Consider the following 21,676-nt stretch of genomic DNA (forward strand, 5'->3'; position numbering starts at 1 on the left):
TCACGAAGTTGTGAAAGAAGTGTAGCTTACCCGCCATGACATCTGCGATATCCGTGTCGGGCCTGGTGAAGACCTTCGGCCCGACGCGTGCGCTGGACGACCTGAACCTGGACGTCCACACCGGTGAGGTGCACGGCTTCCTGGGCCCGAACGGCGCCGGCAAGTCGACTGCGATCCGGGTCCTCCTCGGCCTGCTGCGTGCCGACTCCGGCACCGCGCGGCTGCTGGGCGGCGACCCGTGGAAGGACACCGCGGCCCTGCACCGCCGCCTCGCCTACGTGCCCGGCGACGTCAACCTCTGGCCCAACCTGACCGGTGGCGAGGTCATCGACCTGCTCGGACGGCTCCGCGGCGGCCTGAACAAGGCCCGCCGCGCCGAGCTCCTGGAGCGCTTCGAACTGGACCCGCGCAAGAAGGGCCGCACCTACTCCAAGGGCAACCGGCAGAAGGTCGCGCTGGTCGCCGCCCTGTCGAGCGACGTCGAACTGCTCATCCTCGACGAGCCGACGTCGGGTCTCGACCCGTTGATGGAGGCCGTCTTCCAGGACTGCATCAACGACGAACGCCGGCGTGGCCGCACCGTGCTGCTCTCCAGCCACATCCTCGCCGAGGTCGAGGCCCTGTGCGACCGGGTGAGCATCATCCGCAACGGCCACATCGTCGAGACCGGCACGCTCGCCGACCTGCGGCACCTCACCCGCACGTCGATCTCCGCCGAGCTCGCGGGCCCGCCCGACGGCCTCGCGGACCTCGCCGGTGTGCACGACCTGGTCGCCGAGGGCAACCGGGTCAGGTTCGAGGTCGACTCGGACGAGCTCGACCCCGTCCTCAAGCAGCTCGTGTCGACGGGCGTGCGCACGCTGACCTCCCAGCCGCCGACGCTGGAAGAGCTGTTCCTGCGGCACTACGAGGACGCGAAATGATCGGCACCGGGCACCTCGTCCGCCTGGCGCTGCGCCGCGACCGGATCCTGCTGCCGGTCTGGGTGTTCTTCCTCGTCGGCGTCACCTACTCGACGACGACCGCGCTCGAAGAGCTGTACGACACCCAGCAGTCCCGGGACCTGCTCGGCGTCACCGCGAACGCGAACTCCGCCTTCCTGGCGATGCTCGGCCCGCTGCACGACTGGTCGTCGCTGGGCGGCCTGGTGGTGTGGCGCTGGGGCGTCTTCTCCGGCCTGTTCATCGCGATCATGGCCATGCTGGTCGTCACCCGGCACACGCGCGCGGAAGAAGAGGCGGGCCGCACCGAGCTCATCGCCGCCACGGTCGTCGGACGGCACGCGCCGCTGGCCGCCGCGGTGATCGTCGCGGGCGGCACCAGCCTGCTGATCGGGCTGCTGCAGGCGCTGGCGCTGATCGGCAAGGACCTGGACCCGGCGGGCGCGTTCGCGTTCGGCCTCTCCACGGCGAGCGTGGGACTGGTGTTCACCGCCGTCAGCGCGTTCACCGCGCAGCTCTCGGAGAACTCGCGCGTGTCCAACGCCATCGCGGGCGGGTTCCTCGGCGTCATCTACCTGCTGCGCGCGGCGGGCGACGCGGCGGGGGAGTCGGGGCCGCAGTGGCTGACCTGGTTCTCGCCGATCGGCTGGACCGAGCACGTGCGGTCCTTCGGGGACAACAGGTTCTGGGTGCTGCTGCTCCCGCTGGCCGCGTTCGTCCTGCTGACGGGCGTCTCCGCGTACATCGTGACCCGCCGCGACGTGGGACTCGGTCTGTTCGCCGCCCGGCTGGGCCCGCCGCACGGCACGATCGGCAGCCCGTTCGGACTGGCGTGGCGGCTGCAGAAGGGCTCGCTGATCGGCTGGTCCCTCGCGTTGTTCGCGGTGGGCGTGATCTACGGCAGCGTCGCGCAGGCCGTCGGGCAGATGGTGCAGGACAACCCTGCGCTCGGGCAGATCGTCAGCAAGATCGGCGGGGCCGACGCGATGGTCGACGCGTTCTTCGCGACCGTCACCCAGCTGCTCGGGCTGATCTCGTCGATCTACCTCGTGCAGGCGGTCCTGCGGCTGCGCTCGGAGGAGACGGCGTTCCGCGCGGAGCCGATCCTCGCCACGCCGGTCTCGCGCTGGGGCTGGGTGGCCTCGCACGCGGTGTTCGCCCTGGTGGGCGGCGCGGTCGTGCTGGCGGCGTCCGGCCTCGGCCTGGGCCTCGTCTACGGGGTGCAGACGAACGACCTGGGCACCGTCCTGCCGCAGATGCTCGGCGCGGCACTGGCCCAGCTCCCGGCCGCGTGGGTGATCGCGGGCGTGGCGCTGCTCCTGTTCGGACTGTTCCCGCAGTTCACGGGCGTGAGCTGGGCGGTGGTGTCGGTGGCGCTGGTGCTCACGCTGCTCGGCCCCGCACTGCAGCTCGACCAGTGGATGATCGACATCTCGCCGTTCACGCACGTCCCGAAGTACCCGGACATCACCTTCGGGCCGCTCGCGTGGCTCACCGTGGTGGCGGTGGTGCTCCTGGCGGCGGGGTTCGCCGGGTTCCGCCGGCGCGACCTGTCCACGTGACGATCGCGGGCACGGTCACCAGCAACGCGGCTGGGACGAGGAAGCCCAGCAGCGGATGCGACTGGTAGAGCGGGACGAACGCCAGCGGGGCCGCGGCGGCGCCCATGAAGCGCAGTGACTGCACGACACTGACGCTGCCGCCCCTGTTGGCGCTGCCGTTCTGCAGCACCAGCGCGTTGAGACTCACCAGCACGCCCTGCGCGGCGGCTCCGGTCAGCGCCCACGCGATGACCGCGACCGCCGCGATCGGCGTCGTGCCCACCGCGGCGACGAGCCCCGCCCCCAGCGTCGCGCCGACGACGACCGTGGTGGCGGCACCGAACCTGTCGATGGCCTTGCCGATCTGCCGCGCGGTCAGGAACCCGACGATGCCGAAGCCGGTGAGCAGCAGGCCGCGCTCACCCGCGCCGAGGCCGAACACGTCGTCCAGCCGGAACGCCACGAGGAACGACAGCCCGCCCAGGCACCCCCAGCAGACGAAGGCGATGAGCGCGGGCCGCAATGTGCTCGGCACGAACGCGCTGCGCAGACTCGCGTCGCGCTCCGGTTCGGCCTCCGTCTCCGGCACGCCCAGGACCGCGAGCGCGACGGCGACCACCGCGATGACCACGAACGCCAGCCGCCAGTCGACCTCGGCGGTGAGCCCGCCGACGAGCGGAGCGGACGTCTGCCCGGCCGCCTGCATCGACCCGAACAACCCCAGCGCGCGGCCGAGCTTCTCCCTCGGCGTCGAGGCGGCGATCACCGCCAGCAGCACCGGTGTCGTGAACGAGTTGGCCGCGCCCTGCAACGCGCGGGAGGCCAGCAGCACCTCGAAGCTCCAGGAGCAGGCTGCCAGCACGGACGTCAGCGCGTAGGCGACGTAGGCGATCCGGATGGTCCGTTGTGGACCCCAGCGCTGCGCGAGCGTGCCGGAGGCCAGCATCAGCACCGCGAACGGCACGAGGTAGTAGGTGAGCGTCGAGGCGGCGCTGCCCGCCGACCGCCCGAAGCTGTCGCCGATCTCGGGCAGGATCGAGGTGGTCACGGCGCCGCCGAACGGCCCGATCAAGGCGCCCGCGTACAACCCGGCGCGTGCCAACCGTCCCACGGACACCTCCGCCGTTCACCCTATTGCGGTGAGCGGCGGGAAGCACCGAAAAGTGGTTGTTGTCGCTAAGTTTCTGTCCGCGCAGTCCGGTGGTGAACTTCTGCGTGAAAGAGCCGTCCCGGTCCGAATGACCCGGGACGGCTCTGACCTGCGCTTTGTGGCGTCTGCAAGTACCACCAACTCGGAGTTGGTGGTACTTGCAGACGCCCGAAACCTAGCGGGGGCCGGGCGACGGCCAGCCCGGACCGCGGCCGCGGCGGCGCAGGTAGCGCTCGAACTCCGCGGCGATGTCGTCACCCGACGCCTCGGTGATCTGCAGTTCCGCGTCGCCGCGCTCCTCCAGGGCGCGCACGTAGTTGCGCACGTCCTCGTCCTCGTCGGCCATCTCGGAGACCGTGCGCTCCCACTCCTCGGCCTGCTCCGGCAGCGCGCCGAGCGGGACCTCGATGTCGAGCACCTCCTCGACCCGGTGCAGCAGGGCCAGCGTGGCCTTGGGGGAGGGCGGCTGCGAGACGTAGTGCGGCACGGCGGCCCAGAACGAGATCGCCGGGATGCCCGCCTGCACGCACGCGTCCTGGAACACGCCGACGATGCCGGTCGGGCCCTCGTACTTCGAGTGCTCCAGGCCGAACTTCTCGGCGGCGTCCGCGTCGTAGGCCGTGCCGGTGACCGGCACCGGGCGCGTGTGGGGCGTGTCCATGAGCAGCGCGCCCAGCGTCACCACCGTCGTCACCCCGAGGGCGTCGATGTGGCCCAGCAACTCGGCGGCGAACTTGCGCCACCGCATGTTCGGCTCGATGCCGTGCACGAGGATCACGTCCACGTCCGAGCCGGGGGGCCTGCACACCGACAGCCGCGTCGTCGGCCAGTCGACCCTGCGGGTGACGCCGTCCACCATGCGGACGCTGGGACGCGTCACCTGGAAGTCGTAGTAGTCGTCCGGGTCGATCTCGGCGAGCGGGGTGGCGTCCCAGGTGAGTTGGAGGTGTTCGATCGCGGTGCTCGCGGCGTCGCCGGCGTCGTTCCACCCTTCGAACGCACAGACCATGATCGGAGCCGTGAGCGGGATGCGCGGGTTCGAGGGGGTCGGGGATTCCTGGGACGGATCGTTCACGGCGCCAGACTACGGGTTCGGTCAGTCAACTCATCGTAGGCTTGGCCCATGCGTGATCGCGGAGAGTCGCCGTTGCTGGAAGCGCTGGTGAACCGTGTTGTCGTCGCTGACGGGGCCATGGGCACGATGCTTCAGTCCGTTGACCTCACCCTCGACGACTTCAACGGTCTCGAGGGCTGCAACGAGATCCTGAACGTCACCCGCCCGGACGTCGTGAAGGCGGTGCATCGCGGTTATCTCGAAGTCGGCTGCGATGCCGTGGAAACGAACACCTTCGGTGCGAATCTCGCGAATCTGGCCGAGTACGACATTCCGGACCAGATCTTCCACCTGTCCGAGCGCGGTGCCGCTCTGGCCAGGGAGGTGGCGGACGAGTTCGCCACGTCCGGGAACCCCCGGTTCGTGCTCGGGTCCGTCGGTCCCGGCACGAAGCTGCCGACGCTCGGCCACGCTCCTTATGCGACGTTGCGCGACGCCTACCAGGAGCAGTGCAAGGGCCTGCTCGTCGGCGGGGTGGACGCGATCATCGTCGAGACCTCGCAGGACCTGCTGCAGACCAAGGCGTCCATCATCGGTGCCAAGCGCGCGATGACGGCCGAGGGCCGGTTCGTGCCGATCATCGCGCAGGTGACCGTGGAGACGACCGGCACGATGCTGCTCGGCTCGGAGATCGGCGCCGCGCTGACCGCGCTGGAGCCGCTGGGCATCGACCTGATCGGGCTGAACTGCGCCACCGGTCCCGCCGAGATGAGCGAGCACCTGCGGACGCTCTCGAAGCACGCGCGCATCCCGTTGTCGGTGATGCCGAACGCAGGACTGCCCGAACTGGGCCCCCACGGCGCGGTCTACCCGTTGTCGCCGGAGGAACTGGCCCAGGCGCTGGCGGGGTTCGTCCGCGAGTTCGGCGCGCGGCTCGTCGGTGGCTGCTGCGGCACGACGTCCGAGCACCTGCGCCAGGTGGCCGACGCGGTGCGCGACCTCGGCCCGTCGTCGCGCCGGCCGCGACCGGAGCCGGGTGTGTCCTCTCTGTACCAGGCCGTCCCGTTCAAACAGGACGCTTCGGTGCTGATGATCGGTGAGCGCACGAACGCCAACGGCTCCAAGGCGTTCCGCGAGGCGATGCTCGCCGAGAAGTGGGAGGACTGCATCGAGATCGCGCGCGACCAGACGCGCGAGGGTGCCCACCTGATCGACCTCTGCATCGACTACGTCGGCCGCGACGGCGAGGCGGACATGCGTGCCCTGGCCTCGCGGCTGGCCACCGCGTCGACGTTGCCGGTCATGCTCGACTCCACCGAACCGGCGGTGCTGCAGGCCGGTCTGGAGTGCCTCGGCGGCCGCAGTGCCGTCAACTCGGTCAACTACGAGGACGGCGACGGCCCGGACTCCCGCTTCCAGAAGATCATGCGGCTCGTCTCCGAGCACGGCGCGGCGGTCGTGGCGCTGTGCATCGACGAGGAGGGCCAGGCCCGCACGGCCGAGTGGAAGGTCCGCGTCGCCACCCGGCTGATCGAGGACCTGACGACGAACTGGGGCATGCGGGTCAACGACATCATCGTCGACTGCCTGACGTTCCCGATCTCCACCGGCCAGGAGGAGGTGCGCCGCGACGCCGTCGAGACGATCGAGGCGATCCGCGAGCTCAAGCGCCGTCATCCGGACGTGCAAACGACTCTGGGCCTGTCGAACGTCTCCTTCGGACTCAACCCGGCCGCGCGCCAGGTGCTGAACTCCGTGTTCCTGCACGAATGCGTCCAGGCGGGCCTCGACACCGCGATCGTGCACGCCTCCAAGATCGTGCCGATGGCGCGCATCCCCGACGAGCAACGCGCGGTGGCGCTGGACCTGGTCTACGACCGCCGCCGCGAGGGTTACGACCCGCTGCAGAAGCTCATGGAGCTGTTCGAGGGCGTCACCACGAAGTCGAACTCCGCTTCGCGCGCCGAGGAACTGGCCGCGCTGCCGTTGTTCGAACGCCTGCAGCGCCGGATCGTCGACGGCGAGCGCAACGGCCTGGAGACCGACCTGGACGCCGCGCTGGACGAGCGCCCGGCGTTGCAGATCATCAACGACACGTTGCTCGCCGGCATGAAGACCGTGGGCGAACTGTTCGGCTCCGGCCAGATGCAGCTGCCGTTCGTGCTGCAGTCCGCCGAGGTCATGAAGACCGCCGTCGCCCACCTCGAACCGCACATGGAACGGTCCGACGACGGTGGCAAGGGCCGGATCGTGCTCGCCACCGTGAAGGGCGACGTCCACGACATCGGCAAGAACCTCGTCGACATCATCCTGTCCAACAACGGCTACGAGGTCGTGAACATCGGCATCAAGCAGCCGATCAACACGATCCTGGAGGCCGCGGAGGAGCACCGCGCGGACGCGATCGGCATGTCCGGCCTGCTGGTCAAGTCGACCGTGATCATGAAGGAGAACCTCGAGGAGATGAACTCCCGGGGTGTCGCCGCGCGGTGGCCGGTGCTGCTGGGCGGCGCGGCCCTGACACGGGCGTACGTCGAGAACGACCTGACGGAGATGTACTTCGGCGAAGTCCGCTACGCCCGTGACGCCTTCGAGGGCCTGCGGCTGATGGACGCGATCATGGCGGCCAAGCGCGGCGAGACCCCGATGGTGGATTCCGAGACCCAGGCGAAGGTTCTGGAGCGCAAGGCCCGTCGCGAACGGTCGCTGCGCATCGCGGCGGCCCGCAAAGCGGCTGCGGGGGAAGAAGAAGTCGTGGCCGGTCGCTCCGACGTGGCCGTCGACAACCCGATCCCGGCTCCGCCGTTCTGGGGAAGCCGGGTCGTGAGGGGCATCCCGGTCGCGGAGTACTCGGCGTTGCTGGACGAGCGTGCGACGTTCATGGGCCAGTGGGGCCTGAAGGGCGCGCGCGGCGGCGGCCCGACCTACGAGGAGCTGGTCGAGACCGAGGGCCGCCCGCGCCTGCGCTACTGGATGGAACGCCTTGCCACGGAAGGTGTTCTTGCCCACGCCGCCGTCGTCTACGGCTACTTCCCGTGCGTCTCCGACGGCGAGGACCTGGTGATCCTGGAGGAGCCGGCGGCGGACTCCGCCGAGCGCTTCCGGTTCACCTTTCCGCGCCAGAAGAGGGATCGACGTCTCTGCCTGTCCGATTTCTGGCGTGCGCGGGAGTCGGGCGAGGTCGACGTGATCGCGTTCCACCTCGTGACGATGGGGCAGCCGATCGCCGACCACGCGAACGAGCTGTTCGCCAAGAACGCGTATCGTGAGTACCTGGAAGTCCACGGACTGGGGGTCCAGCTCACCGAGGCGCTGGCCGAGTACTGGCACAAGCGGGTCCGCGAGGAACTCGTGTGGCCGACGGGCGGCACTGTCGCCGCCGAGGACCCGGCCGACGTCGAGGAGTACTTCAAACTCGGCTACCGGGGTGCGCGTTACTCGTTCGGCTACGGCGCCTGCCCCGACATGGAAGACCGCCGGCGCATCGTCGAGCTCCTGGAGCCGTCGCGCATCGGGGTCTCGCTGTCCGAGGAACTCCAGCTACACCCGGAACAGTCCACCGACGCCTTCGTGGCGCACCATCCGGAGGCGAAGTACTTCAATGTCTGACCTGGCTGTGCCTGATCTTCACGGTGTCCTGTGGGACATGGACGGGACGCTGCTGGACTCCGAGAAGCTGTGGGACATCCCGCTCTACGAGTACGCGGAGAAGCTCGGCGGCGTCCTGTCGCTGGAGACCCGCGAACGCATGGTCGGCAGCAACGTGCCCACCACGATGCGCCTGCTGTTCGCCGACGTCGGCATCGAGCCCACCGAGGCCGACATGGCCGACGGCGCCGCGTGGATCTCGCGCCGCACCGAAGAGGTGTTCCGCGCCGGTCTGCCGTGGCGTCCGGGCGCCCAGGAGGCCCTGCGGGCCGTGCGCGCGTCGGGTGTGCCGATGGCGCTGGTGACGTCGACCGAGCGCTCGCTGACCGAGGTCGCGCTGGACACGATCGGGCGGGACCTGTTCGACGTGACCGTGTGCGGTGACGAGGTGGACGGGCTGAACAAGCCGCTGCCCGAGCCGTACCTGAAGGCGGCCCGGCTGCTGGGCGTGGACCCGGCGCGCTGCGTCGCGATCGAGGACTCGCCCACCGGGGTGGCCGCGGCTGTCGCCGCCGGGTGCACCGTGCTGGTCGTGCCGTGCGACGTCGAGGTCGAGGCGGGGGAGCGGCGGATCTTCCGCGACTCCCTCGTGGGCGTGGACGTCGACGTGCTGAAGGCTCTCTAGCCGGTGGTGCGGTGGTGGCCACTGCTGCGGCCACCACCGCACCGTCACGCGACTGCGGCCTTCTCGGCGGCCTTGGCCCTGCGGGTGGCCGGGTCGATCAGCAGGCCGAACACCACGCCGATGCCGACGTAGAGCGTGGCGAGCTGGGCGAGCGAGCTGAGGCGGAACTGCCACAGCACGTTCACCGGCATGTCCGCGGGGATCGTGTCCGGCGGCGCGGGGAACGCCAGCAGCACCGCCGCGGTGGCCGCGGCCACCGCGAGGAGCACGGCCGTCGTCCGCACCGGCTGCGACTGTGCGCGCAGCTGTTCGGCGAGCCAGCCGGCGGCCCACACGATCACCAGACCGGCCACCACCACACCGAGGTAGAGCGCGGTCCGGTAGTTCACCGTCGTCGGGTCGCCCACGGCGGGCGGGTTGGCGGGGTACTTGAGCCACGGCAGCAGTGCCACGGCACCGAACACCGCGGCACCGAACGCGAAGCTGCGGCTGAACGGCGTGCTGCCGGTGAACCAGCGCTTCGACAGCGCGTAGGCCGTGGCGAACACCAGGCCCACCGCGATGCCGACGATCACCACGCCGAGCATGCCGCCCACGACCTGGGCGCCACGGCCGACCAGCTCGTCGCCGCCACCGTGCGAGTGGCCGGCTTCTTCACCGGCGGGTGCCCGTGCCTCCTCGACCGCGAGCGCGGCACGAATCGGGATCTCGGTCACCAGGAGCTGCACCAGCGCGGACGCGACACCGGCGATACCGCCGGCCGCGACTCCGCGCAGCGCCAGAGACCTGTACGTCGTCATGTGCCTGATCCGGGATCGGATCAGTGGCACGGAACGCCGAGCGCGTGGCGCCCGTCGTGGAAGAACTCGTGCAGCATCTCGGAACCCGCGCCGAGCGCGAGGCCGTTCTCCTGCAGGACCAGGTAGGTGACGATCAGGCCGAGCAGTGACACGGCGAAGGCCCATTTGGGCACGCGGACGGCGGACAGGCTTGCTGCGGGGCTCGTCATGACGGGCTCCTCCATACCTCGTGGAAGGTCAACTCTCCTTGCGGCGCCGCAGCCGGTCTCCTGACTCCCGGATCAACGCTGCCCCCGCGTCTTCCCAGTCCCGGCGGGGACCAGTGACGTGCTCGGCGGGGATCGCTTCCCGGTCACAGTGGCGAGGACCGCGCCGGATTTTCACCGGCTTCCCGTCACTGCGGCGCGTGCACCGTAAGTTGATCGGCCCGTTAAGCACAACCGGCCATAAGAGTTGTTGCGTTCCTCACTTCACGAGTGGACAGTCACCGCACTTCCCACCTGCGGCGACGCGGTAGTAAAGACAACAGCTCCTGCGCCGGAACGTGACCTCGCCGGGGAACGTGATGAATTCTCCCGCCTGTTCGAACGGCGGCGCGCTCATGAGCCGTTCGCCTCGTTCTTCCGCTTCCTCGGCGGTGAGCATCCGTGCGCGAACAACCATTTTGAGCGCGCCCGCGATGTTCGACATGGCGTTGCCCCACAGCAGTCCGCGTGCCACCGGGGTGACCCGCTGGATCGCCTCCACCACCGGTTCGAGCGCTTCCGCGGCCTGTGGGCCCAGCCGCGGCTGGTCGATGCGGACGCTCAGGCCGTTCGTCGGGTGGTGCTGCCACCACAGGTTCTCCGGGCGGACGTCGATCGGGATGTTCGCGGCCGTGAGCGGGCTGAGCAGCCGTGCCGTGTAGCTGAGGAAGAACAGGCTCGCCGCCACGCGCGGTTCGTCGGCTTTGTACCGGTTCGCGATGGCATCGATCGTGGTCTTGAGCGCAGGGCCCTCCAGCAGTGCCGTTCCCGGCGACCAGGATTCGTCGGGGCGGCCCACGTCGAGGGCGAAGAAGGGATTGATTCCGCGCACCCGGCGCAGCGCTTCGAGTACCTCGGCGAACTCAGACACGAAGTTCACGCTACCGAGTGTCTCTGCAGGACAGATCACGTCCACCGCCTGGGACAGATGCGACCGCGGTGTGGACGGGGGTCCGCGGGATGGGAGGATGTCGTGCCGTGAAGACCTTCGATTCCCTGTTCGCTGAACTGACCGAACGAGCCGCCACCAAGCCGGAGGGTTCCGGCACCGTCGCTGCGCTCGAGGCCGGGGTCCATGCGCAGGGGAAGAAGGTCCTGGAGGAGGCGGGCGAGGTCTGGATCGCCGCCGAGTACGAGTCCGACGAGAAGCTCTCCGAAGAGATCTCGCAGCTGCTCTACCGCCTCCAGGTGCTCATGCTCGGCCGTGGCCTCACCCTCGAAGACGTCTACAAGTACCTCTGACGGAAGACTTTCACATGCTGCGCGTTGCAGTCCCGAACAAGGGCGCGCTCGCTGAACGCGCCTCCGCCATGCTCACCGAGGCCGGGTACCGGCAGCGGCACGAGCCGCGCGATCTGACCGTGCTCGACAACAACAACGAGGTCGAGTTCTTCTTCCTGCGTCCCAAGGACATCGCGATCTACGTGGCGTCCGGCGACCTCGACCTCGGCATCACCGGCCGGGACCTGGCCGCCGACTCGGGCGCCGACGACAACGGCTCCTCCGTCGAGGAGTTGCTCGCGCTGGGCTTCGGCTCGTCGACCTTCCGCTACGCCGGGCCCCGCGGCACGGACTGGAAGGTCTCCGACCTGGAGGGCAAGCGCCTCGCCACGGCGTACCCGAAGCTCGTGGGCCGCGACCTCAAGGCCCGCGGCATCACCGCCAAGGTGATCCGCCTCGACGGCGCCGTGGAGATCTCGATCCAGCTGGGCGTGGCCGACCTGATCGCCGACGTGGTGGGCTCCGGCCGCACCCTGCGCCAGCACGACCTGGTGGCGTTCGGCGAGCCGATCTGCGAGTCGGAGGCGGTCCTGATCCACCGCAACGGCTCGGAGCTCACGGCCGCCAAGAAGCAGCTGACGGCCCGTCTGCAGGGCGTCGTGTTCGCGCAGCAGTACCTGATGCTCGACTACGACTGCCCGCGTTCCCTCCTCGACGCCGCGATCGCGCTGACCCCGGGCCTGGAGTCACCGACCGTCGCGCCGCTGGCCAACCCGGACTGGGCGGCCGTGCGGGCGATGGTGTCGCGCAAGGAGGCGAACAAGGTGATGGACGAGCTGGCCGCCATCGGCGCCAAGGCCGTGCTGGCCTCGGACATCAGGTTCTGCCGGCTGTGATCACCGAGCACGCCCTGCTGGACGTGCTGCCGGGTGGTGCCGAGGAGTTCGAGTGGGCGTTCGGCGAGGCGCGGGAGCTGATCTCCGCCTCGCCGGGCTTCCGCGGCCTGGAACTGCTGCGCTGCCTGGAGACGCCGTCGCGCTACCTGCTGCTCGTGCGCTGGGACACGGTCGAGTCGCACACCGTCGGCTTCCGGCAGGGGCCTTCGTACGAGCGGTGGTCGGCCTTGCTGCACCGCTTCTACTCGCCGTTCCCGGTCGTGTCGCACTTCGAGAGCGCGTTGAGCACCTCTTCGTCCGTGGTCTGATCGAAGCTCTCGTACCAGCGGCTCACGGCCTGGAAGCGCTTCGGCGTGAGGACGGCGATCACTCTCGTCCTGAAGGTGTCGAGGGACTCTCGCGCGGCTACCGGGACGGCCAGGGTGACGCTCCTCGGTTCGCGCTGGGCGATCCAGTGGAGCGCTGCTCTGGCGGTGACGCCGGTGGCCAGGCCGTCGTCCACGAGGATGACGTCGCGGTTCCTTATGGTGAGCGGTTTGTCGCCGCGGTAGAGGGCCGTGCGCCTTTGGGCTTCGGCGCGTTCTTCGTCGCAGGTGCGGCCCAGCTGCTCTTCGGTGAGGTTCAGGGCTCTGAGCACCCCGGGGTCGTAGATGGGCTCGCTGTCCGCGGTGACGGCGCCCACGCCGTACTCGGGGTGGCCGGGGGCGCCGATCTTGCGTGCTACTACGACGTCCAGTTCGGCGTTGAGGTGTTGTGCGATCTCCTTGGCCACCGGGACGCCGCCTCTCGGGAGACCGAGGACCAGCGGGTCGTGCCACGGGAGGTCCGCGAGTCGCGCGGCGAGGGCGCGGCCCGCTTCCTGCCGGTTCGCGAACCTCTTCACAGTTCCGCTGACGCTACGCCCTTTCCTGTTCTGTCGGACAGGGCGACGCGGACCAGTCGCGTCTCGTGGGTGTCAGCGTTCGCGGACGAACAGCGCCTGCGCCGTCGTGCCCACCGGCCCGGCCACGTCGTGCACCACGCTGGTCGCGAGCCCGACGCCGTCCGGCCCGATGGTCGTCCGCGCGTCCATCCCCACCCACTCGCCGACGGGGCGGCGGTGCAGGTGCACGGTCAGGTCCGTGTTGATGGCGTACCACTTGCGAATGTCCACACGGGACGAGACGCCGCTCGCCGAGTCGACCACGGAGAACAGCAGTTCCTCCGGTGACGGCTCGGAACCCTCGACCACGGCCACGCGCGGGCGGGCCCACACCTGTGCGTCGCCCGGTGTGAAGATGCCGCCCGACACGGAAAGCCACTCGACGGCGGCCAGGTAACCGCCACCCCAGTGCTCGGGGATCTCCATCGGCACGGCGGACTCGGGCGGTGCCAGCGCGGGAACCTCGCCGCCCGCCACCGAAGTCGTGTCCGAGTCGACGATGCGCCACGCCCGTGCCGCGAGCACGGTGCGGCCTTCGTGGGACAGCGATGCCGCCAGCAGCTCGACCGAGCGGCCCGGGCGTTCGATCGAGGTGGACACCGTCAGGTCGGCCACCGGGACGGGGCCGAGCACCTCGAAAGTGACGCGTGCCAAGGCCGACGACGGGTTGCCCAGTGCCAGCAGCGACCGCACCAGCAACGCCGAGGGCGGGCCGAGGTGCTGGCTGTCCGGGCCCCACGGGCCGACGGTGTGCTCGGTGGAGCGGAACGTGGTCTCGTCCAGCGGCAGGTAGAAGGCCGGCATCAGTCGCGGTCCTGCAGCGGCTCGGTGTCGTCCGGCTCCGGCCAGCCGGGGTAGGGCGGCGGGGTGCCGTCGAACGCCGGGCAGAAGGCCTTGTGGTCGCAGTAGTCGCACAGGCGGCTCGGGTTGGGGCGGAAGTCGCCCGTCGGCGCGGCCCGCATGATGGCCTGCCAGATCGCGTCGAGGGTGCGCTCGAAGCGGGCCAGTTCGGACTCGTCCGGGGTGTAGGCGAGGGCCTGGCGGTCGGCGAGGTACATCAGGCGCAGCTGGCGGGGGACGACGCCGCGCAGCTTCCACAGCACCAGGGCGTAGAACTTCATCTGGAACAACGCCTTCGCCTCGCCCACCTGACGGGGCGCGGCGCCGGTCTTGTAGTCCACGACGCGGATCTCACCCGTCGGGGCCACGTCCACCCGGTCGATGTAGCCGCGCAGCAGCACACCGGACGGCAGCTCGGACTCCACCAGCAGCTCGCGCGACTCCGGCTCCAGGCGCCGCGGGTCCTCCAGGCCGAAGTAGCCGTCGAGCAGCTTCGTGGCGGACGCCAGCCACTCCGCCTCCTCCTCGCTGCCCTCGACCTCGAACAGCGTCGCGAACTCCGGGCGCTCGGCCTTCACGCGCTCCCAGGCCGGCGTGATCATCGACCGCGCACGGTCAGGCACCCGCTCGGCCGCGGGCAGCGCGAACAGGTCTTCCAGCACCGCGTGCACCACCGTGCCGCGCACCTGCGCCTTCGTCGGCTTCTCCGGCAGCCGGTCGACCGCGCGGAACCGGTAGAGCAGCGGGCACTGCTTGAAGTCCCCTGCCCGGGAAGGCGAGAGCGCGGGCCTGCGCAACGTGGTGCTCATGGTTCGCACCCTAGGACAGGGGTCTGACAATCCCGGGAGCGCCACCTGGGTACCGCCCGCCCGAAGCCGGTGAGCGCCGGTCTCGAAGACGTGCGCACGAAGCAGTGCCCGCCTTGGGTGATTCGCACCGAACCGCGAGATCACACCACCCCCTCTAGAGTGCTTCCGTGGCCGCGCGGATCAGTGATCGAGTGGGCGGCCTGCTGCTGTTCCGGGTGGCGGGCATCCCGGTGTTGCTCGCGCCGTCGTGGTGGATCGGCTCGGCGATCGTGGTGGCGTTCTACGCCCCGTTCGTCGACGACCTCGCTCCCGGCACGGCGCCCGGCGTCGGGCTGCTGATGGCCGTGCTGCTCGCGCTCTTCCTGGGGCTGTCGGTGCTCGCGCACGAGCTCGGCCACTGCGTCGTGGCGCTGCGGCTCGGCCTGCCGGTCAGGAGACTGCACCTGTTCCTGCTGGGCGGGTCCACCGAGATCATGCGCACACCCGGCAAACCCGGCCACGAGGGTGCGGTCGCGGGCGCCGGTCCGGCCGTGTCCGTGGTGCTGGCGATCATGTTCGGCATCGGCGCGATGGTCATGAACCAGGACGGCGTCGTGTGGGTGCTGGTCTTCCAGCTCGCCGCCGCGAACGCCGCCGTCGCCGTCTTCAACCTCCTGCCCGGCCTGCCGCTGGACGGCGGCCGGATCGTCAGGGCCGGCGTGTGGGCCATGACCGGCCAACGGGCGACGGGCACGCGTGTCGCCGTGGTCGGTGGTATCGCCGTGGCCATCGCACTGGTGGCGTGGGCGCTGTACGGCGTCGCGGAAGGCGCGGAAGACCGTTGGCTGCGCTTCGGCGTGTGCGTGCTGACGGCGTGGGGCGTCGTCGTAGGCGCTAGGAGCGAACTCGCCAGCGAACGCCGCCGCACCTGGCCCCCCGGTCTGACCCTCGCCGACCTGATCCGCCCGGTGCTCCAGCTGCCGGCCGAAAGCCCCGTCGCGGACGCGCTGAGCACCTCGGCCGGGCGGGGTGTGGTGCTGGTGCGGGCGGACGGCGTCGCGGCCGGACTGCTCGACACCGCGATGGCCGAGAAACTCGCTGCGGAAAGCCCTTTCGCGCCCGCGGAGCAGGCGGCGGAGCGGATCCTGCCCGAGACCGTGCTGCTCGCCGACGAGCCCGGCGAGGAGATCGTCGAACGCGTTCAGGGCACCGCCGCGTGGCAGTTCCTCGTCGTCGACCTGGAGGGCCGACCGGCGGGTGTGCTGCACAGGGAGGACCTGCGTGCGGCCATTGAGAAGGGCGTTTGACACCATTGCGCGGTGATTAGCGCAAGTGGACCGTTCCAACCGGGCGACCGGGTTCAGCTGACCGACCCCAAGGGGCGGCACTACACCGTTGTCCTCGAACCCGGCAAGGAGTACCACACCCACCGCGGCGCCATCCCGCACGACCTGCTCCTCGGGCAGCCGGAAGGCTCCGTGGTGCAGTCGGTGGGCGGCACGAACTTCCTGGCGCTGCGCCCGCTGCTGCCGGACTACGTGCTGTCGATGCCGCGTGGCGCGCAGGTGATCTACCCGAAGGACGCCGCGCAGATCTGCATGTACGGCGACATCTTCCCGGGCGCGCGCGTTCTGGAGGCGGGGGCGGGCTCCGGCGCGTTGTCGTGCTCTCTGCTGCGCGCGGTGGGGGAGAAGGGCAGCGTCCAGTCCTACGAGGTGCGCGAGGACCACGCGGTCCACGCCATCCGCAACGTCGAGACGTTCTTCGGCGAGCGCCCCGGCAACTGGTCGATCACCGTCGACGACGTGAAGAACCACGAGGGCGAGGTCGACCGGGTCATCCTCGACATGCTCTCGCCGTGGGAGGTGCTGCCCACGATCGCGAAGAACCTCATCCCCGGCGGCGTCCTGGTCGTCTACGTCGCCACGACCACGCAGCTCTCGGTGGTCACCGAGGCGCTGCGCGAGATGACGTGCTTCACCGAGCCCCACGCGTGGGAGACGCTCGTCCGCCCGTGGCACGTCGTCGGCCTCGCCGTGCGGCCGGAGCACCGGATGATCGGGCACACCGCGTTCCTGCTGACCACGCGCAGGCTCGCGGAGGGCGTCACGGCGCCCAGGCCGCAGCGCCGCCCCAGCAAGGGCTGACCCGTGTCCACTTTCGGACAAAGATCATCGTTCGGCTGCGGCGGACCGGGGGACTCTGGTCTCCTTCGTGGCTCACAGCCGAACCAAGAATCCTGGGGGATCACCTTGCGGAAAGTCGCTGTGGCGGTGTCGGCCGCCCTTGTCCTGACCACGTTCCTCGCCCCACCTGCCAGCGCGGATCCCACTGGGTGTTCGTCGGCGGTCGAGACCTACAACCAGCACCTGGGGCGTGGTTGGGGACAGTCCGAGTGCAACGCGGGCGTCCAACGCATCGAGCTTCTCTGCTACTCGCCGATCTCGTTCCGGTACTACTACATCAGCGGACCATGGGTTGGTGCCAACCAGTTGTCCAGGGCCTACTGCTATGAACCCGACCGCGCGGTCGGGTCCAGCGTGACCAAGAACTGACCGCATGACATGAGAGGGCCGCTGCACACTTCACAGGTGCGCAGCGGCCCTCTCTGCGTCAGGTCAGTTGCCCTCGAGCTTGTCGATGCCGCAGACCTTCCAGTCGCCGCCCTCTTTCAACAGCTTGTAGATGATGGCGCCCGACTGGACCTTGCCCGGGTTGTTCGGGTCCTGGAGCCCGGTGATGCTCTGCCTGAACGTGCCGGTGCTGCCCGACGTCTTGACCTCCGACACGGTGGCCTTGACGCTCGGGTTCGGTGCGGAGCTCTGGGGCTTCATCTTGGGGAACTCCGCCGCGCACACCAGGTCCTTGACGTCGTTCGGGGTGCCGTTGCCCGCGTGGACGCCCTTGATGATCCTGTCGGTGAACTCCTTCGCGACGTCCTCGGCGTCGCTGTCACCGCCGCTCGGGCTCTTCGACGACGGCGCGGCCGGCTTCGTGGAGCTGCCGCCCGTCGGCTCCGCGTTGGTGTTCGTGTTCGTCGACGCGGTGTTGCTGCTGCCCGAGTCACCGGAGAGCAGGACCGCGGCCGTGATGCCACCGCCGACGAGCACCAGCACGCCGACGACGACGCCGATGATCAGGCCGGTGTTGCTCTTCTTGGGCGGGGGACCGCCGAACCCGCCGGGCTGGCCGAACGGCTGCTGGCCGTACTGGCCCTGCTGCGGACCGTACTGGCCCTGCTGCGGACCGAACTGGCCCTGCTGCGGGAAGCCGCCGCTCTGCGGTCCCTGCCGGCCGAACGGGTCCTGCTGCGGCTGACCGTACTGGCCGGGCGGTGGCTGCTGGCCGTAGCCGGGCTGCGGAGGCTGGCCGGGCTGCTGGCCGTACCCCGGCTGCTGCTGGCCGTACCCGGGCTGCGGAGGCTGGCCGGGCTGCTGGCCGTACCCCGGCTGCTGGGGCGGCTGCTGCCCGTACGGCCCAGGCTGCGGTGGCGGGTAGGTCATGGAAGTTCCCCCGAAGATGAGTCGCGGATCTGGCGAGATGTCACTTGGGCGGCTGGACCTGCGCGTCCTTGGTGAGCGTGCAGTACTTCCAGTCGCCGGAGATCTTCTTGAACTTGACCTCGGTGTCCGTGACCTTGCTCTGGCCCTGGTAGGACATCTCGATCTTGACCTTCACGGTCGCCTGGTCGCCGGACACGGCCACGTCGCCGACCGTCACCTTGGGCTTGAGCGTCTTGGCCAGCTCCTCGGCCGCCTTCCGCTGCTCGGGAGGGAGGTCCTTGAACTGCTCCTGCAGCTCCTTGGCCTCGTCGATGACCTCCTTGCAGGCGAGCTTCGAGGCCTTCTCGATGTCGTTGTTGATCGCGAAGTACTCCTTCGCGACGTTCTTGACCTCGGCGGCGTCATCGCTGCTGCTGCCGCCGTTGTCACTCGAACCCGCGTTCGGCGACGAGCTGCTGGAGCCGTTGCCGGTGAGCATGACGGCCGCCGTGATGCCACCTCCGAGGAGCACCAGCACGCCGACGATGACACCGACGATCAGGCCGGTGTTGCTCTTCTTGGGCGGCGGACCGCCGAACCCGCCGGGCTGGCCGAACGGCTGCTGACCGTAGGGCTGCTGGCCGTACGGGCCCGGCTGACCGGGCTGCTGCTGGCCGTACTGGCCCTGCTGGGGGAAGCCACCGCTCTGCGGTCCCTGCTGGCCGAACGGGTCCTGCTGCGGCTGGCCGTACTGACCGGGCTGCTGGCCGTATCCCGGTGGCGGCTGCTGGCCGTATCCGGGCTGCTGCGGCTGGCCGTGACCGGGCTGGCCCTGACCCGGCTGCTGCGGCGGCTGCTGCCCGTACGGCCCACCGGGCTGCGGCTGCTGCCCGTAGGGACCGGGCTGCTGCGGCGGGTAGGTCATCGAAACTCCCCCGAAGTGGATGAGGTGATCTTTCTCTGGACATTGTGGTGCTTCACCCGGTAACTCGCGGGCGAATGGCGTCTATCGACACCCGTGAGTGGTCATGCACACGCCCTGGAGTCGCGATCTGGTCGCGCGAAGGCCGTGTCTGATAACGATTGTGGCAACTCCACCGGGAATCGAGTGCGATGCACTGCGCTGTCGGGGTGGTGCGCCGGTCGCGTCGGTGGAACCACCCGGTTGGCGGCACGCCCTCCGGTCGCAACGGAGCCCCGCTCGAGCGGGTCCTCCGACGGACACGAACGGGGTGGGTTGCGGTGCGTGACCACCGAACGGACCAATCGCTGGTCCACCTGGTGGGACGATGGCGGATTGCCGCCCGTCGCCGGGCCGTGAGCCGTACCAGACGTGTCGGTGATCGTCCGAGGGTGGTCGCGGACCGTGGGGACCGGGCTGCCGCCCTGGTGCTCCCATGACCCTCTCCTCGGACTTCTCGCAGGTCGTCTGGCGTGTCGCGATGCGAAACGCCGGTCGTGGTTTCTGGAACGCACCGTAGCGGGTAGGAGGTCGAACCGGACACCGAGATGGAGCAGTTGACCTCTGTTGGAGGCCTCACCGTTGCACCACACGAGCGAAGATGATGTTGTGAGTACCCCATTTTGTCGGTGATCGCCGGTACCGTAATCGGTACGAACACGGGAGGAGGGTGCCGACATGCAGCACGGTCATCCCGGCAGCCAACCCGATGAGGGTGGCGAGCTGAACCAAGGCAACAATTCTGCTGAGCTGACTGCGCAGATCAGGTTCCTAGAGGACGAGATCGCGTCGTTGCGTCGCAAGCTGACCGAGTCCCCGCGGCACACGCGGTTGCTCGAGCAGCGCTTGGCTGAGGCGACAGAGCGCGTCAGCCAGCTGACCGAGCGAAACACGAAGCTCATAGACACCCTCCGCGAAGCACGAAGCCAGCTGCTCGCGCTGCGTGAGGAAGTCGACCGGCTGGCGCAACCGCCCAGCGGGTACGGCGTCTTCATGGCACGTTTCGACGACGGGACCGTGGACGTCTTCACGTCCGGCCGCAGGATGCGCGTAGCCGTGTCCCCCGCGGTCGAGCCGGAGAAGATCGCCTACGGCCAGTCCGTGCGTCTCAACGAGGCGCTGACGGTCGTCGAGGCCGGCGGGTTCGAGCGTTCCGGCGAGGTCTGCTCTCTGCGGGAGGTGCTGACCGACGACGATGGTCTGGACACCATTTCTCGCGCGCTGGTCGTCGGCCACGCGGACGAGGAGAGGGTGGTCTGGCTCGCCCAGCCGCTGCTCGACTCGCCGCTGAAGCCCGGCGACTCGCTGCTGGTCGACTCGAAGGCGGGTTTCGCCTACGAACGGGTCCCCAAGGCCGAGGTCGAGGACCTCGTGCTCGAGGAGGTCCCGGACATCGACTACAGCGACATCGGTGGCCTCTCCAGGCAGATCGAGCAGATCCGCGACGCCGTGGAGCTGCCGTTCCTGCACGCCGACCTGTTCCGCGAGTACGAGCTGCGCCCGCCCAAGGGCGTGCTGCTCTACGGCCCTCCCGGTTGCGGCAAGACGCTCATCGCCAAGGCGGTGGCGAACTCCCTGGCCAAGAAGGTGCGGGAGATCCGCGGCGAGACCGACAAGCAGGCCAAGTCCTACTTCCTCAACATCAAGGGCCCCGAGCTCCTCAACAAGTTCGTCGGTGAGACCGAGCGGCACATCCGCCTGATCTTCCAGCGGGCTCGTGAGAAGGCGTCCGACGGCACCCCCGTGATCGTGTTCTTCGACGAGATGGACTCGATCTTCCGCACCCGTGGTTCGGGTGTGTCGTCCGACGTCGAGACGACGATCGTGCCCCAGCTCCTCGCCGAGATCGACGGCGTCGAGGGCCTGGAGAACGTCATCGTCATCGGCGCCTCCAACCGTGAAGACATGATCGACCCGGCGATCCTCCGCCCCGGCCGCCTCGACGTGAAGATCAAGATCGAGCGACCGGACGCCGAGGGCGCGAAGGACATCTTCAACAAGTACCTGACGCCCAACCTCCCGCTGCACGCCGACGACCTCGCCGAGTTCGGCGGGGACCCGAAGGCCTGCATCGAGGGCATGGTGCAGCACACCGTGGAGCGCATGTACGAGGAGTCCGAGGACAACCGGTTCCTGGAGGTCACCTACGCCAACGGTGACAAGGAGGTCCTGTACTTCCGGGACTTCAACTCCGGTGCCATGATCCAGAACATCGTCGACAGGGCGAAGAAGGCCGCGATCAAGTCGCTGCTGGACACCAAGCAGCCCGGACTCTCCGTCCGGCACCTGCAGGCCGCCATCCTCGACGAGTTCGCCGAGAACGAGGACCTGCCGAACACGACGAACCCGGACGACTGGGCTCGCATCTCGGGCAAGAAGGGCGAGCGGATCGTCTACATCCGCACGCTCGTCACCGGGAAGAACCAGGACGCCGGCCGCGCGATCGACACGGCCACGAACACCGGCACGTACCTGTAGTACCGCTTCACCGAACCGCCCCGGTCGCTGCACACGGCCGGGGCGGTTTCGCGCATCTCCCGGCGTTCGGCGTCCTAGACTCGC

21 protein-coding genes and 1 riboswitch are annotated in these 21,676 nt (G+C 69.4%); of the genes, 11 read left to right on the top strand and 10 right to left on the bottom strand.

The features are described 5' to 3' along the window. Nucleotides 1-35: 35 nt before the first annotated feature. Both SK571_RS06585 and SK571_RS06590 read left to right on the top strand, forming a co-directional pair. Nucleotides 36-923, top strand: a complete 888-nt coding sequence (locus SK571_RS06585; RefSeq protein ID WP_319983120.1) for an ABC transporter ATP-binding protein — start codon at nt 36-38, stop codon at nt 921-923. Beyond that, nucleotides 920-2,503: an ABC transporter permease gene (locus SK571_RS06590; protein ID WP_319983121.1), complete on the top strand. Its 1,584-nt coding sequence runs from the start codon at nt 920-922 to the stop codon at nt 2,501-2,503. Before SK571_RS06585 ends, SK571_RS06590 begins: the two co-directional genes overlap by 4 nt. On the opposite strand, the gene SK571_RS06595 is transcribed toward SK571_RS06590, so the two are convergent. Together SK571_RS06595 and SK571_RS06600 are read right to left on the bottom strand one after the other, a co-directional pair. Continuing rightward, nucleotides 2,433-3,593, bottom strand: a complete 1,161-nt coding sequence (locus SK571_RS06595) for an MFS transporter (RefSeq protein ID WP_319983122.1) — start codon at nt 3,591-3,593, stop codon at nt 2,433-2,435. The genes SK571_RS06590 and SK571_RS06595 overlap by 71 nt on opposite strands. Nucleotides 3,594-3,807: 214 nt before the next feature. Beyond that, nucleotides 3,808-4,707, bottom strand: a complete 900-nt coding sequence (locus SK571_RS06600; protein ID WP_319983123.1) for a PAC2 family protein — start codon at nt 4,705-4,707, stop codon at nt 3,808-3,810. 48 nt (nt 4,708-4,755) lie between these two features. Here SK571_RS06600 and metH point away from each other — a divergent pair, with 48 nt between their 5' ends. Both metH and SK571_RS06610 read left to right on the top strand, forming a co-directional pair. Further along, a complete protein-coding gene (gene metH, locus SK571_RS06605) occupies nt 4,756-8,295 on the top strand; it encodes a methionine synthase (RefSeq protein ID WP_319983124.1) in 3,540 nt (1,179 codons plus the stop codon). A 37-nt stretch (nt 8,296-8,332) separates the two neighbouring features. Then, nucleotides 8,333-8,959 carry an HAD family hydrolase gene (locus tag SK571_RS06610; RefSeq protein ID WP_319983125.1) on the top strand — a complete coding sequence of 209 codons (627 nt, stop codon included), beginning with the start codon at nt 8,333-8,335 and terminating at the stop codon, nt 8,957-8,959. A 44-nt stretch (nt 8,960-9,003) separates the two neighbouring features. On the opposite strand, the gene SK571_RS06615 is transcribed toward SK571_RS06610, so the two are convergent. The 3 genes from SK571_RS06615 to SK571_RS06625 form a co-directional block, all read right to left on the bottom strand. Beyond that, a complete protein-coding gene (locus SK571_RS06615) occupies nt 9,004-9,759 on the bottom strand; it encodes a CbtA family protein (RefSeq protein ID WP_319983126.1) in 756 nt (251 codons plus the stop codon). Between the two features lie 20 nt (nt 9,760-9,779). Then, nucleotides 9,780-9,968 carry a CbtB domain-containing protein gene (locus tag SK571_RS06620; RefSeq protein WP_319983127.1) on the bottom strand — a complete coding sequence of 63 codons (189 nt, stop codon included), beginning with the start codon at nt 9,966-9,968 and terminating at the stop codon, nt 9,780-9,782. Between the two features lie 33 nt (nt 9,969-10,001). Continuing rightward, nucleotides 10,002-10,176, bottom strand: a riboswitch (cobalamin riboswitch). Nucleotides 10,177-10,224: 48 nt separating this feature from the next. Further along, nucleotides 10,225-10,884, bottom strand: a complete 660-nt coding sequence (locus SK571_RS06625) for a (2Fe-2S)-binding protein (protein ID WP_319983128.1) — start codon at nt 10,882-10,884, stop codon at nt 10,225-10,227. 98 nt (nt 10,885-10,982) lie between these two features. Between SK571_RS06625 and SK571_RS06630 the strand changes: the two genes are divergently transcribed. From SK571_RS06630 to SK571_RS06640, 3 genes are read left to right on the top strand one after another with little or no spacing between them, the layout of a single operon-like run. Beyond that, nucleotides 10,983-11,246 carry a phosphoribosyl-ATP diphosphatase gene (locus SK571_RS06630; RefSeq protein WP_089912086.1) on the top strand — a complete coding sequence of 88 codons (264 nt, stop codon included), beginning with the start codon at nt 10,983-10,985 and terminating at the stop codon, nt 11,244-11,246. A gap of 14 nt (nt 11,247-11,260) precedes the next feature. Then, nucleotides 11,261-12,121, top strand: coding sequence for an ATP phosphoribosyltransferase (gene hisG, locus SK571_RS06635; RefSeq protein ID WP_266035005.1), 861 nt, complete (start codon nt 11,261-11,263; stop codon nt 12,119-12,121). Then, on the top strand, nt 12,118-12,429 hold the full coding sequence (locus SK571_RS06640; protein ID WP_319983129.1) for an antibiotic biosynthesis monooxygenase family protein: 312 nt from the start codon (nt 12,118-12,120) through the stop codon (nt 12,427-12,429). Before hisG ends, SK571_RS06640 begins: the two co-directional genes overlap by 4 nt. Here SK571_RS06640 and SK571_RS06645 read toward each other — a convergent pair. The 3 genes from SK571_RS06645 to SK571_RS06655 all read right to left on the bottom strand — a co-directional run bounded on the left by SK571_RS06645 (nt 12,363) and on the right by SK571_RS06655 (nt 14,692). Then, the gene (locus SK571_RS06645) at nt 12,363-13,004 is read right to left on the bottom strand and encodes a phosphoribosyltransferase (protein ID WP_319983130.1); all 642 of its coding nucleotides are present in this window, start codon (nt 13,002-13,004) and stop codon (nt 12,363-12,365) included. The two genes, SK571_RS06640 and SK571_RS06645, sit on opposite strands and share 67 nt — an antisense overlap. A 72-nt stretch (nt 13,005-13,076) precedes the next feature. Beyond that, entirely contained in the window at nt 13,077-13,847 is a 771-nt protein-coding gene (locus SK571_RS06650; protein ID WP_406601946.1) for a thioesterase family protein, read from the bottom strand. Beyond that, complete coding sequence (locus tag SK571_RS06655) at nt 13,847-14,692, bottom strand: RecB family exonuclease (RefSeq protein ID WP_319983131.1); 846 nt, start codon at nt 14,690-14,692, stop codon at nt 13,847-13,849. The genes SK571_RS06650 and SK571_RS06655 overlap by 1 nt, the downstream gene beginning before the upstream one ends. 167 nt (nt 14,693-14,859) lie before the next feature. Here SK571_RS06655 and SK571_RS06660 point away from each other — a divergent pair, with 167 nt between their 5' ends. From SK571_RS06660 to SK571_RS06670, 3 genes are all read left to right on the top strand, one after another. Next, the gene (locus SK571_RS06660; RefSeq protein WP_319983132.1) at nt 14,860-15,978 is read left to right on the top strand and encodes a site-2 protease family protein; all 1,119 of its coding nucleotides are present in this window, start codon (nt 14,860-14,862) and stop codon (nt 15,976-15,978) included. Nucleotides 15,979-15,990: 12 nt separating this feature from the next. Further along, on the top strand, nt 15,991-16,818 hold the full coding sequence (locus tag SK571_RS06665; RefSeq protein ID WP_319983133.1) for a tRNA (adenine-N1)-methyltransferase: 828 nt from the start codon (nt 15,991-15,993) through the stop codon (nt 16,816-16,818). 105 nt (nt 16,819-16,923) lie between these two features. Continuing rightward, nucleotides 16,924-17,226, top strand: coding sequence for a hypothetical protein (locus SK571_RS06670; RefSeq protein ID WP_319983134.1), 303 nt, complete (start codon nt 16,924-16,926; stop codon nt 17,224-17,226). Nucleotides 17,227-17,289: 63 nt separating this feature from the next. On the opposite strand, the gene SK571_RS06675 is transcribed toward SK571_RS06670, so the two are convergent. Next, nucleotides 17,290-18,174 carry a hypothetical protein gene (locus tag SK571_RS06675; RefSeq protein ID WP_319983135.1) on the bottom strand — a complete coding sequence of 295 codons (885 nt, stop codon included), beginning with the start codon at nt 18,172-18,174 and terminating at the stop codon, nt 17,290-17,292. Between the two features lie 40 nt (nt 18,175-18,214). Further along, on the bottom strand, nt 18,215-19,078 hold the full coding sequence (locus tag SK571_RS06680) for an Rv0361 family membrane protein (RefSeq protein ID WP_319983136.1): 864 nt from the start codon (nt 19,076-19,078) through the stop codon (nt 18,215-18,217). 714 nt (nt 19,079-19,792) lie between these two features. Between SK571_RS06680 and arc the strand changes: the two genes are divergently transcribed. Beyond that, nucleotides 19,793-21,592: a proteasome ATPase gene (gene arc, locus SK571_RS06685; RefSeq protein WP_093587965.1), complete on the top strand. Its 1,800-nt coding sequence runs from the start codon at nt 19,793-19,795 to the stop codon at nt 21,590-21,592. Nucleotides 21,593-21,676 lie beyond the last annotated feature (84 nt).

Source organism: Lentzea kristufekii (genome assembly GCF_033949925.1).
Taxonomy (GTDB): Bacteria; Actinomycetota; Actinomycetes; order Mycobacteriales; family Pseudonocardiaceae; genus Lentzea; species Lentzea kristufekii.